The following is a 13,277-nucleotide window of genomic DNA, read 5'->3' as shown; positions in this document are numbered from 1 at the left end:
AATATTTATAACCTATTGTTTTTAAAGGGATTTTTTTGTGCTTGGCAATTGTGCATTTTGTTGAAACCCGCATAGAGACTAGGCTTCCAGCTTGTCAAGATACCTTTGTCCACAAAGTTATCCACAGTTTGTGTGGATAGAGTAAAAAGAGCTTATGAAACCGATAGTTAGCGCATTACCTCAAGCCTTACATTAAGTTCGTGGAACCCATTTACCTCACAATTGCTCTTGATACCCCACTTGACAGGCTCTTTGACTATCGTTGGGAGCCTAGTCCGGATAACCCTTTGCCACAAGTCGGGCAGATTGCCTTAGTACCGTTTGGTCGACAGGAAATGGCGGGTCTGATACTTGCTGTCCATTCGCAAACCGATGTCCCAGCAGACAAAATCAAATCCGTTTTAGCGGTGCGACACCAATGCCCTGCACTCGATGCGCGCTGGATTGCGCTATGTCAATTCGCCGCTAACTATTATCAAAGACCTATCGGCGAGGTCGCGATCCCTGCCTTGCCAAAAAATTTACGGGTACCAAAGCCGACCTCACTGGATAGAAATTTAAAGAAATTGGCGAAGCTGGCGCTCGCAAAGCTCGACTCTGTCGAGCCAAGTAGTCCGCCCGATTTGAATCGCGAACAACATCAAGCAGTTGAAACCATCACAAGCAAAAGTGGATTTGCCCCTTACTTGTTGCATGGGGTTACCGGCAGTGGCAAAACGGAAGTGTATTTGCAAACAGCCGCGCGAATGTTGGCACGTCAGGAGCAGAGTCAGGTTCTCATCTTGGTACCCGAAATTAATCTGACACCGCAACTTGAAGGGAATATTCGGCAGCGCTTCCCGGGATTGCAGGTAGCGACTTTGCACAGCGGAATGGCGGAAGGTGAGCGCCTACTTCATTGGTTATCCTCGCATACTGGACAAGCGAGAATTATTCTCGGCACTCGATTGGCAATTTTATCATCGCTTCCTCATTTGCAATTGATCATCATTGATGAGGAACATGATCCATCTTACAAACAGCAAGAGGGCTTGCGCTATTCAGCACGAGACCTTGCCGTATGGCGCGCGCACCAACTCGGTATCCCTGTGGTATTGGGCTCGGCAACCCCCTCTTTAGAAACTTGGCAGCATTCCAAAGCGGGACGTTATATTAAATTGGAATTGCAAGAGCGTGCGGTGCAAGCGGCTGTTTTGCCGATCGTAAAAATCATTAATACCGAACGTGAAAAACCCTCCGAAGGATTGACACAAAGATTAATTTCTGCGATCCGCTTACGTTTAGAGAAGGGTGAGCAATCACTACTGTTTTTGAATCGACGCGGCTATGCACCTGTGATCCATTGTGATGCCTGTGGTTGGATGAGCAATTGCACTCGTTGTACCGCGCATCTGGTCATGCATAAACTGGATAAAAAATTGCGCTGTCATCATTGTGGATGGGAGCAAAGAATTCCGCGTGCTTGTCCAACGTGTGGGAATGTGGACTTGCAAGCTTTGGGAAGAGGCACGCAAAGATTGGAGGAAGGACTGCAGGCGATTTTCCCCGAAGCCCGAGTTTTTCGAATTGATGCTGATTCGACTCGCTTAAAAGGAAGTGCCGAAGCCGCATTCGATACTGTGCACCGGGGCGACGTCGATATTTTGATCGGGACGCAGATGGTTGCAAAAGGGCACGATTTTAAGAATTTAACATTGGTCGCCGCACTTAACCCTGATAGTGCTCTATTCTCACAAGATTTTCGAGCGAGTGAGCGATTGTTTGCACAACTCATGCAAGTCGCCGGACGCGCTGGACGGGCAGGGCAGAAGGAGGGCGGTAACCCGAGTGAAGTCTTAATTCAAACGCGATATCCTGACCATCCTTTGTACCACGCCTTGATGCATCACAATTACCAGGGCTTTGCCGATGACTTGTTGGAAGAGCGCCAGCAAGCTGCGATGCCACCGTTTATTTATCAAGCCTTGCTACGTGCCGAGGCCAAAGAATTGGAAACGGCCATTCTTTTCCTGAAAGAAGCCGCGCACTGTACTGCGCATCACGGTATCACGATTAACGATCCTATCCCGATGACGATGACGCGGGTTCACAATGTAGATCGCGCCCAACTCTTAGTTGAATCGAATTCACGCCCTGCCCTTCAAGCCTTCCTAAGAGAGTGGCTCGCAGATCTGCGAGCCATAAAGACGCGGGTGAAATGGGGCGTTGAAATTGATCCTGTGGATATTTAGAAAGAACACGCCTCACCAACAGGAATAGAATCGAGGCGTAAAACTGAAAGTGAATGCACAAGTTTCAAGAGAGAATCGTTTTCATTGGGAATTATGTTTGTCGACTATGACAAATTTGCTTCCCCCTATAGGATAGCCATCGTCGTGTAAGTTTCCCCATGATACCGAAGTCAACACAAATCTATTGGGTCGTCGCAACCCATACCAACGCCGGCAAGACCACACTAGCAACTGAGCTGATTCGTGTATTGAATCAAGCGGGGTGCCCCTCTTTGGGGTTTAAGCCTTTCGCTGGAATGCGTCTGCGGGATGGCGTTGATTACATGTTTGGCCAATCTATCGAATTAAACCAGCGTATGGCTTTTTCGGACGGGGCACTACTTTGTCATGCCTCACCCCTGACCAGTACGGATGATTTGGATTTGGTTGTCCCACGCCAAGTGATTTTCAAGGATAGGATTCTCGACACTTTTTTGATGCGCATAGGCTCCGCATCGTTACAGAATGTCGAAATGTGGACTAGTGAAAAAGGGCAACGGTTAGCCAATCGGCCTGACATTGCGTATCTCCTAGAGAAGACGGGCTTACCGTTTGCCAACGCGCAATTGTTAGACGGGATCTCAAGCCCGTACAAAATTCTTGGTCGTGAGAAAGTTCAAGCAGCTTTTATGCATTTGCAGGCACGACAGCCGCAGGCCATCGTGTGTGAGGGAGCGGGGCCATGGTTGCCTGTATGGCAAGATCAGGCCTACGTGAACCATGTCTTTTTATTGACCGAGGACAGCCTGTATTTTTATCGTGACGCCAATTTGTCTATTGATACCCAAACAACGCACGCGATTGCGCCTGATTTCCATACCTTGCTGCGTGTTTTACAAGAGCAGGACTGCAAAGGCGTCAAGCATCCTTTGTGGATTTTGGATGCCTCGCGGCGGCAAGCTAGCTTACAAGGAATGTTACAACGCTTGCTCCATACCTAGTCGATTGAATGGTAGGTGCAATTAAAAGTGCCGAATTGCTTGCGCCAACTCGTGTGTGACATGTTGCCATGTGTAACGTTGACGAACATGCTTCGGACCAGCAAGCCGGGCCGCTTGTAGCAAATCTGGGCGCGTAATCGCGAGACGCATCAGGTGATGAAATTCACGGTAGTCAGGTTCCAACCAATCGCCGCGCCAAAATTCCGATTTTATCGTGTGTGCCTTACTCGGAATTCTCCACGCAAATTCCGCGGTGGTGGTCTCATCGGTTGGCCCACCGGCAGTGCAGATCACTGGAAGACCGCAAGCCGCAGCTTCAATGACAGGCAGATTAAATCCTTCGGCACGATACGGTGACAGCAAGACATCCGCTGCGTGATAGTAATTTGCAATTTGCGCCATCGAGGTCGCTTTGCCAAGGTAACGCAATTTGGGCTGTATGCGCTGCCACTCTGTATCACTCAAGTTGGTGATAGCGGAATGCAAGGCTGCTTTTGACACATAGGCGCTGTCATTCCCTTTTAAGACCAAAATCGCGTTTGGAAATTCGACTGAAATTTCAGCAAATGCCTTTAAAGTTAAATCGATACCCTTGTGAATATACATTGCACTGACGGACAAAAACACAAATTGATCTTGCCAGCCTAGGCGTTGTCGTAAGAGCTCGCGTTTTTGAGCGGCAAGCGGGAAAAATAGTGCAGGGTCGTAGCCTAATGGGATGGCTAAAGTTCGCTCGGCGGCTGCACCACTCTCGATCAAAGCTTGTCGGGAGAATTCCGATGCGGTCAAAATTTTGACTCTGTGATTGGACGCGATGTCTCGCAGAGCAGGACCACTCACTAAGATGTCAGGAAGTGCATTCGTCTCCGTGATTGAGAACACCAAAGTATTGCCGTGCTGCGCGGGAGTGAAATCGTAAGGATACGCTGTGCGTACGGTGCAATCAGGTTCGCCTTGGGTAGTCGACCAGTCAGGAATCGCGCGGATGAGCGTATCTTTCTCGGGGCCCTGAATATCTTGAACCTGGGACCATACCGTACCCTTGCGTAAAATATGCGGTGGTGGTGGAGGCAATTCCTCATGCGATATCTGGAAATCGGCGTACTGCGATAGTCCATAGCAATAATTCTGATGCACTAGTGCCACAGACTGCGTGTAGTAACGCCAACCCTGTAGATGTAATTTCAAAGGCCTGTTCATAGGATGCGCGATTGAGGATGTGAAGGCCAAGTTGCTGTGTAGGTTTCCATCGGTTCCGCGAAGAAGTCGCAAAAGAATAAAGGATAAGCGACAGTTCGCTCGTTGTGCGACTTTTGTTTCAAAAAACGCCTAGGTTGACCCGATTCAAATGCGCAAGTGAAGAATCGTTTGTATCGTGGTTTATCTAGTCTTGAAAATTATTTTCACCAAACTAGAAAAATTTTTCTAGAAAAAAAATTCTAGATGGTCTATGCTAACGCTATTGAATAAGGAAATCGTATGGTTAAGCATCAGACATCGAAAGTCGACACACATTCTCGCCCTAAACCAGTGAGTCGAAAGCCCACTGCAGCAGAGCTAGCTCTACTGCGCGTGTTATGGCAACACGGCCCCGCAACCGCGAAACAAGTGTTCGAACGAGTACAAGTCGATCGCCCTGAAATTAACCAGGCAACGGTATTACGTCAATTGCAAATTATGCATACCGACGGTCTGCTCAGCCGAGATGAAAGTGCACGATCACATGTGTATGCAGCAGCGCAACCGCAAGAGAAGTTGCAGACAAATTTGCTCAAGGATTTCATCCAACGCGCCTTCTCTGGCTCGGGCAAAGAGCTCATCATGGCAGCCCTGAAAGAGCATGTCAGTGATAAGGATAGAGCCGAAATTCAAGCCTTTTTACACAACGATCCGAATCAGCAAGGTCAACAAGACGAACAAAAGGGAGAGTGAGATGAATCCAAGCATCCTTCTAGATCTTCCCGCCACACTATTCCCCAACTTACAGATCTATTTGCAAGATTGGATTGCGGTAATTGGAATGGCTTTGCTGCACTTCGTGTGGCAAGGTGCGGCTCTGTTTGTTTTTACTGCTATCGCCTTGCGAGTTTTGCGTCGTGAACATAGTCCAGTTTTCGCACAGGCTCGCTATATTCTCGCGCTAGGTGCTTTGCTGCTCTGTGTCTGTTTTCCTTTGAGCTATGTGATTCAACACGCCCCATCGACCTCTACCTTTCGATCGGGATCCAACGCAGAGTTTGTCTCTTCACTTGGGTCGATTCCTAGAGACGAGGAGGCCGCTCACAAAGCTCACGCATTGGGGCCCGCAGCGCGAACCATCGCACCCCACACGCGTGAAATGATCCTGTCTTGTCTACCGTATCTATTTGCCGCTTGGATACTAGGCATGTTGGTATTCTTACTTCGTTTTGTATTGGGTCTACGTTGGGTCTCCAAGCAAATTGATTTCGCTCATCAAGACCGTGATCCAATTTGGTCCGCGAAATTACAATCGATGGCATCGGCAATGGGCATGCAGCGGCGTATCCGCTTTGGTGTATCGGATCATCTTGAATTTCCTGTGACAGCAGGCTGGTGGCGACCCATCGTTATTTTTCCGAGCGCACTGTTGAGTGGAATGCCGGTTGAATTGGTCGAAGCCCTGCTGGCGCATGAAGTCGCACACATTAAGCGATGGGATTATTTAGTTAACCTATTTCAGAGTTTGATCGAAATTGTCTTGTTTTATCACCCAGTTGTTTGGTGGCTATCCAAGCAAATTCGAATCGAGCGGGAACAGATCGCAGATGATTTAGCCGCAAGTATGTTAGGCGAACCGCGGCGTCTAGCACTTGCATTATCCGAGCTGGAGCGATTCCAGTTTATTCACCCTCAACTCGCCCAAGTGGCACATGGAGGACAACTTATGTTACGTATCAAACGTTTGACCCGAGCAATGTCGACCGCACAGGTCTCGACAGTCGCAACCGCGGGCTGGAAAGTCTTATTACCTGCTTTAGGACTGAGTGCGACCTGTATCGCTTTATATGCACAAGCCAATGCGCCTACTTCTTTAGCATCGACAGCTTCTGCCGAGCTAGCAACTAACAGCGGCACTGCACCCGAGCCGAGCATGATCGGCTCAGTTGTGTCTTCGCCGGTCGAGACGCCAAGCTTGACGTCGATATCGATGCTGACAGAAGAATCTTCTGCGCCTGCACCGCTTGATCGGCAAGAGCAACGGAATAAAGTGCAAAAGGAGGAAAATGCGACCAATTTTGCGCTAATTCGACCACGAAGTGAGCACAGTACATTTGTGCGTAGTAGCAAAGCAGGTCTGACCGAAATTGAGCGCCTCAAGAAAAATAACCAAGATGAATTTCTTTGGTTCTCCGAAAAGGGGCAGTCTTATGTGATCAAAGACAAAGCGATTCTTGAACAAGCCAACGCAGCCTACCAACCCTTAGAAGTATTGGGTCAAGAAATGGAGCAACATGGCAAAAAGATGGAGCAACATGGTGAAGTGATGGAGAAAATTGGTGCGCAGATGGAGGCCGTTCAGCTTGATCACAAAGCGATTGATGCCACTGTTGAAAAGGCGATGCGTGTCGTCGAGAAGAAAATGCAAGGATTAGAGAAAAAGTTAGAAGCGGCAGCTGAGAAAGTCGCCAATGCGCAATCTGATCAAGCGCGTCAACACGCCTTGGAAGCACTGGCGAAAGAACAAGCTAGGTTTAGCAAATTGGCTGAGGAAATGCAAAAAAATCAAAAAGAGTTTCATTTGCAAGAACAGGATCTTCAACGCAGTTTGCAACCACTCGAAGAGTTAAGCAAAAAAATGGCGGAAGCATCCAAACCGATGGAAGCGCTAGGCGCACAAATGGATCAGTTAGGTAAAAAAATGGAAGGGATCTCGAAGGAAGCCGAAAGGAAAATCCAAGAATTGATTCAATCCGCAAAGCAAAGAGGCTTGGCGAAGGCGGTGAGCGAGGTCTAATCTCTATCACCTAAATCTCCAGTTGGGCCAAGAAGTTCGCTGCTTCTTGGCCCATTTTTTATTCTGGTTACCACTATCTGGTATCTGGCACTCACCTTATCTGCGGTTTTCGCGCACTCATTCCTGAAAACCCCGCTTCTATCGCAGTAACGTACTCTGCCGATGCGAAACACGTATGCTCTATTTGGGTTGCTTGGGACGGCATGATTCTGTTGATACAGAATGCATCGTTGTCCTCAAAGAGGAGAATAGTGTGGCGAATTTCGCGATAGAAATGACAGCAGTGAGTAAACGGTTTGGACACTTACAAGTGCTGCAAGGCCTTGATTTGCAGGTTCCCCGGAAAAGTATCTTTGCCTTCCTAGGGAATAATGGCGAAGGTAAATCGACAGCGATACGGCTTATTGTTGGACTGCTGCAGCCTGATAGCGGCAGTATTCGAGTCTTAGATAAAGATATCCGTTCACATCGTCAAACAATCCTTCGGGATCTCGGATGTTTAGTGGAAGCGCCGAGCGCCTATCCGAACTTGACCGCGTTTGAATTTCTCAAGATTGCTTGTCTGGTCAAGTCACTGCCCAATTCGGAAATCGAACGTGTCTTGGATAGCGTGGGTTTGCGGGTCGATACGCAAAGACTGATTCGGCATTTCTCGTTGGGCATGAAGCAACGATTAGCGCTAGCGCATGCTTTACTCGGACAACCCAAACTATTGATACTCGATGAGCCGCTGAATGGGCTGGATCCCGCAGGTATTCACGAGATGCGAGATCTCCTTGCGAGCTTGCCCGACCAAACAGAATGTACGATCCTGATTTCTAGTCATCAGCTTGATGAAGTCGAGAAAATTGCCACGCATTTAGCTCTTTTGAAAGACCGCAAAGTCCAGTTTCAAGCGGAGTTGAATGCGATTCATCCTACCCAACATGGTGTACTCACGCTGCATGTGAATGATGCAGGAAGTGCGGAGTCCTTACTGTCAGCGCAGAGCTTGAAGACGCGGAAGTTGAGTGCGACGCACATACAGGTACTAGACCTACCACAAGCAAGTGTGTACGAAGTGAATGCACTATTGGTTCATGCAAACCTTCAATTACATAATTCGAATTTTGAGAAGATGCGATTGGAACAATGGTTTCGTGAACAAACGCAAGGAGCAGAAGCATGATCTTTCGATTAATACAGATTGAGCTGCTTAAGGTAAAACGATCACTTGCTTTGTTGATGATGCTGGCATGTCCTCTGATGGTTAGCCTATTGTGTTTCAGCGTACAACTCAAGACGAATAAAACTGGCGTGATTCCTTGGACCATGTACTGGGCCGGAACAACCGCAATATGGGGCTATTTTATGCTGCCTTTGTATCTCGCTTTGATGACCGGCTTATTGAATGGGAACGAACATAAACACGCAACTTGGCGGCTAATGCTGACTCTACCGATTACGCCACGTCAGTTGTTCCTTGCGAAGTTTGTCTTGGCATTGCTGTTCTTGATCGGTGCTAATTTAGTGCTGCTCTTGAGTTGTCTATTGAGTATCCTTGTATTTGGCGTTTTATCTTATCCATTAGATGGCGCATTTGATTTTCGATTTTTCCATTTCTTGTGGTGCGCAAGTTTGAGTGCCTTACCGATTCTAATTTGGCAGCACTGGATGAGTTGGCGAGTGCAAAATATCGTTGCGCCGCTTGCCTTCGGTGTCGTTGCGACGATGGGTATTCTCCAGATTGGTCGTTCGGAAAAATGGATCTACTATCCTTGGAGCTATGTGATGGCGGCATTGAATGGCAGTTCATCGGCCATGCAGATGCAAGCGATCTTGCTGGCATCTATCCTGGCACTTCTGAGCTTAGGTATCTTTACTTTCTGGGTAGGGCGTCAAGAATCTGGATTGGATTGAGGCGGGTAAGACGCATTTGTATTCGAAAGTATCTCTTTTGCGCTATCCTGCTCTTCGATAGTAATAGGTAGCTCTAAGAAGAAGCTTGTTCCCACACCGACTTCACTTTCGACCCGAATACTCCCACCTAGTAAAGATGTGATGATGTTGTAAGTGACATTCAGGCCTAAGCCAGAGCCGCCGTGACCGAGTTTGGTGGTGAAAAAAGGTTCGAATATCCGATGTAAATTGTCCTCCTTAATGCCGACGCCATTGTCTTCAAAGCGAATCTGTACTCGTTCAGGAGTGAGCATGCTGGCACTGATTTGTATTAAACCCTGCTTGCGCCCATCAAATCCATGCAAGAGTGCATTTTGTAAAAGATTGATCAACACTTGTCCATACGGGCCAGGATAACTGTGCATATCAATCTGTTCGGGAATGTTGATGTGAAGTTGATGCTCGGCTAAACGAACTTGATTCATCATGGTGGCAATGATTTCGGTGGTCGTTTTCTTCAGATTGAATTGCCGATTTTGCGCACTAGCCTGATCGACCGCGACTTGTTTAAAGCTACTGACTAGATTCGCGCTCGTATGCAAACTGCGTATCAGTAGGGTGCAAGCTTCGGTGCTGCGCTCGGAAAATTGCTTGAGATCAGAACGTTTAATTGATCCGCTCGCGATTTTTTCATTGATCGCATGAATATTGTCTTCAATCGAACTTGCAATCAATAAACTGTTTCCTAAAGGCGTATTCAGTTCATGGGCGACGCCCGCAACCAATGAGCCAAGTGCGGCGAGTTTGTCGCGCTCGACTAATTGTGCCTGGGTTTCTTGTAGCTGTTGATAGGCTTGTGCATTGTCCAGTGCAATGCCTACATACGATGCGAGCGTGCGCAAAATGTCGAGATCTGTAGTCTCGTAGGCATTCCGATGATAGCTTTGCACATTGATGATGCCGCGGATTTCACCTCGAACAAAGAAAGGAACATATAAAGAAGAAAGGGGAACCTGTTCACTTGCTCCATCTTCTCGAATTGCACCCCACGCTTCAGGCTTCTCAGTCAATGCAAGATTGTCGATATAGTGATGATATTCAGCGTACAGATCATTAATCACGACTTCTTTTTGCTGATCGAGGCACCAAACCGCAAGTTGGTTTTTATCATTCGTTGCGCGCGTATAGGGCGCATAGCGTTTGCCTGCTTCGATCACGAAGGGAAAGCGGATGAGGCTGGCTTCATGATCGTAAAAGCCGATCCCAAAAATGCTCGCATCCATGAGTTCGTTGACCTTGTGATAAAGCAGATTAATGATGGATTCCATATCTAGTGTGGCAGTAATTTCTTTACCGATTTCGCTCAATAAGGAGATATTTCTATGGGCGTGTTCGAGAGTTTCCTTTTGCTTTTCAACTGCGACATTCTGGTCTTGTAGTTCTTGTGTACGGTGTGCTACCTGTTGTTCTAACAAGATCTTTTGCTGCATTAATTGACGCACGCGGAAAAGAAAGAATGCATAGGTGAGTCCGATTAACAGGATCACTAATAGGATACGGAACCACCATGTTTTCCAAAAAGGCGGCGTGATGGTAATCGTTAATGCGACGCCGTCCTCATTCCATACGCCATTTTTATTGCTGGCTTTGACGCGAAAAATGTAGCGTCCTGGATCTAAGTTGGTATAGGTGGCAAAGCGTTTCTTCGCATCGGTTTCAACCCATTTTGGATCAAATCCTATCAATTGATACGCGTATCGATTCTCCGCAGGATTGGCGAAATGAAGTGCAGAAAATTCGATAGAAAAAATTGAGTCGAGATATGACAATTGAATTTCTTTGGCGTCGTGTAGCGAGCCAACTAGACGTGCGCTGCCGTCTTTTTCTAACTTCGTAATCGATTGATCGGAAAGAAGAAGATCGGTGATGACGACTCTAGGTGGAATCGGATTATCGAAGATGTCTTCTGGCTTAAATCGGGTTAAACCAGTCCATCCACCGAAATTCATCGTACCATCTTGTGAGAGATGGACTGCACCGATAAGGAATGAGCCTTGAATCATCCCATCTTTCTCTGTGTAGTTCTTGAATCGACCAGTCTGCATGTCCAAACGCGAAATTCCCGCGGTACTACTGACCCAAATATTGCCCGATTTATCTTCGAGTATGCCGCCGATCGATTCGGCAGATCCATCCGCACGAGTTGGATAGAATTGAAACTGATACTTGTCACTGGCATTCTTTTCCATCCGATTGAGGCCACCGGAAGTGCCGACCCAAAGACGGCCACGGCTATCTTCAAATAGGCTGTGAACTCGGTTGTGACTAAGACTGGTTTTGTCTTTTTCGTCGTGTTGAATGTGAACAAATTTTTCTTCTTCTCGATCAAAATAGTCGAGGCCGTTCATGGTGCCTATCCATAGGCGGCCTTGGCGATCTTCGAGTAGCGCCATGGCCCAACTATTCGCCATGCTATGAGGATCTTTGGCATCATGGCGAAAGCTGGTGAAATGTTGTTGCCCTGGGATACGTCGATGTAATCCACCTCGACTTGACACCCACAAATTGCCTTGTTGATCGCGAATGATCCTCTCAATAAAGTTGTCGTTTGGGTCGTCACTAATGTAAATCGGCTTGAATTGATTCTGGACGATATCAAACAGCGTCAAGCCCGCGCGTGTTCCTACCCACATGCGGCCATCGCTCTCCGGTAAGAAACTGGCGATTTGGTTATCGGGAAGGCCCATTTTTTGTTTGGGATTTTTTTGCCAAACTTCGACTTTACGGGTGTTTAAATTCATTCGTAGTAAGCCGCCAGCATAGGTTCCTAGCCAAAGTTGTTGTTCACCCGCTGCGGCAATTGCGCGAATCCGATTATCACTGGTTCCTGTTGCATCATCTTGCAGTTGTACATAGCGACTAAAGCCACCGCTTACGAGGTCTACCCGACTTAAACCCGACGATTTGGCGCCGATCCACAAGACGCCAGTTTGGTCTTGGTAGATTTTGCTGACATGGTTATGCAATAAGCTGTTGGGATCGAGTGGTCGATGGCGGAATTGTTCGAATTCTCGTTTTGTCGGAAGATAGCGAAGTAGCCCTTGGGTCACAGTGCCGACCCAAAGAATGTCATGTTGATCGTGGTAGATGGCTTGGATATGGGATAGGTCAAATCCCTCTTGATCACCAAAACTACTCGTTTTGACTCCCTCTGGATCTATCCATACCTTAGTAAGTCCCGCTTCACTGCCGACCCACAATGTTTGTTGACGATCGAGCGAGAGTGCAATGATGTTGTTTTGGCTGAGATTGTTACGGTGACGCAAGTTAAGATTGATATGTTCAAAAACTTTGCGCTGAGGTTCAAATCGATCGAGACCAATCGGCGTTGCAATCCATAAATTTCCACGCGTATCGCGTATCAAGTCCGTAATCAAATCATCACGCACACTGTTGTCGTTATCCTTATCGTGCCGATAATCGACAAATTCTCTAGTACGAATATCAAAATGCATTAAACCGTAGTCGGTTGCTAGCCAGAGTCCTTCTGCTCCGTCATTGACGATTGCATATACTTTGTAGTTTCCCTTTAGACTGCGATCTTGACCATCGCGATGGAAATTGATGAAGCTTTGAGTTCGCCGGTCATACAGACTCAGTCCGGATTGCGTTCCTATCCAAAGGTCGCCGTTATGGTGTAAGTAGAGCGCTGAGGCAAAATTGTCACTCAGGGTTGTCGGGTCGAGTGGATCGCTACGAAAAACAGTGGTGCGGTATCCATCAAACTTGATGAGTCCTGCTTGGGTTCCAAACCACATGAAGCCCTGCTGATCTTGAGCGATGGCGGTGATCGATTGTATTTGGAGACCTTGCTCCTGTCCGATGTGATCAAAGCGAAGCGAGCCTAGCGTCGCAGACTGGGCAAAATGGTAAAAACCACTCATCCCAAACAGCAAGCAGAGGGTCAGCTGTTTTAAAAAGGAGATGCGTCGCGCCAATAATGTCTGCATGGTGGTAGGAGCTGCATGATGAAGATCAGACCAGTCATCCGAAATGGCCGCTCTTGGTTGGCGGCTGTCAGTCTAGGTCGTCATGAGAAGTTGTCTTAAGGCATCTTAGACCACAATGCTAGGTTCTGCATTAGCAATCGATAAAGCGTGGTTTTTTTTCGAAAAATGATGAGGAAACTGCCTCAAACTGTGCAAATTTAAG

Annotated in this window: 8 protein-coding genes; 6 read left to right on the top strand and 2 right to left on the bottom strand. The window is 47.5% G+C overall.

The window, feature by feature from the left end; translation table 11 throughout:
• Positions 1 to 200 precede the first annotated feature (200 nt).
• Together KDM90_RS11125 and KDM90_RS11120 are read left to right on the top strand one after the other, a co-directional pair.
• The gene (locus KDM90_RS11125) at positions 201 to 2,231 is read left to right on the top strand and encodes a primosomal protein N' (protein WP_212675677.1); all 2,031 of its coding nucleotides are present in this window, start codon (positions 201 to 203) and stop codon (positions 2,229 to 2,231) included.
• Positions 2,232 to 2,389: 158 nt separating this feature from the next.
• On the top strand, positions 2,390 to 3,211 hold the full coding sequence (locus KDM90_RS11120) for a hypothetical protein (RefSeq protein ID WP_212675676.1): 822 nt from the start codon (positions 2,390 to 2,392) through the stop codon (positions 3,209 to 3,211).
• 21 nt (positions 3,212 to 3,232) lie between these two features.
• Here the strand turns inward: KDM90_RS11120 and KDM90_RS11115 are convergent, their stop codons facing one another.
• A complete protein-coding gene (locus KDM90_RS11115; RefSeq protein WP_212675675.1) occupies positions 3,233 to 4,399 on the bottom strand; it encodes a glycosyltransferase family 4 protein in 1,167 nt (388 codons plus the stop codon).
• Positions 4,400 to 4,690: 291 nt separating this feature from the next.
• Here KDM90_RS11115 and KDM90_RS11110 point away from each other — a divergent pair, with 291 nt between their 5' ends.
• The 4 genes from KDM90_RS11110 (at position 4,691) to KDM90_RS11095 (ending at position 9,086) form a co-directional block, all read left to right on the top strand.
• Positions 4,691 to 5,143 carry a BlaI/MecI/CopY family transcriptional regulator gene (locus KDM90_RS11110; protein ID WP_212675674.1) on the top strand — a complete coding sequence of 151 codons (453 nt, stop codon included), beginning with the start codon at positions 4,691 to 4,693 and terminating at the stop codon, positions 5,141 to 5,143.
• Between the two features lies 1 nt (position 5,144).
• A complete protein-coding gene (locus tag KDM90_RS11105) occupies positions 5,145 to 7,187 on the top strand; it encodes a M56 family metallopeptidase (RefSeq protein ID WP_212675673.1) in 2,043 nt (680 codons plus the stop codon).
• Between the two features lie 175 nt (positions 7,188 to 7,362).
• Positions 7,363 to 8,355: an ATP-binding cassette domain-containing protein gene (locus KDM90_RS11100; protein WP_212675672.1), complete on the top strand. Its 993-nt coding sequence runs from the start codon at positions 7,363 to 7,365 to the stop codon at positions 8,353 to 8,355.
• Positions 8,352 to 9,086 carry an ABC transporter permease gene (locus tag KDM90_RS11095; protein WP_212675671.1) on the top strand — a complete coding sequence of 245 codons (735 nt, stop codon included), beginning with the start codon at positions 8,352 to 8,354 and terminating at the stop codon, positions 9,084 to 9,086. The genes KDM90_RS11100 and KDM90_RS11095 overlap by 4 nt, the downstream gene beginning before the upstream one ends.
• Here the strand turns inward: KDM90_RS11095 and KDM90_RS11090 are convergent.
• Positions 9,065 to 13,075 carry a sensor histidine kinase gene (locus tag KDM90_RS11090; protein WP_212675670.1) on the bottom strand — a complete coding sequence of 1,337 codons (4,011 nt, stop codon included), beginning with the start codon at positions 13,073 to 13,075 and terminating at the stop codon, positions 9,065 to 9,067. The two genes, KDM90_RS11095 and KDM90_RS11090, sit on opposite strands and share 22 nt — an antisense overlap.
• Between the last annotated feature and the right edge of the window lie 202 nt (positions 13,076 to 13,277).

Origin of the sequence: Affinundibacterium fentianense (assembly GCF_018139545.1) — a bacterium.
GTDB classification, from domain to species: Bacteria; Pseudomonadota; Gammaproteobacteria; order Burkholderiales; family Burkholderiaceae_D; genus Undibacterium; species Undibacterium fentianense.
Note: the sequence above shows the minus strand (reverse complement) of the source record. Positions and strands in the feature narration are given on the sequence as shown.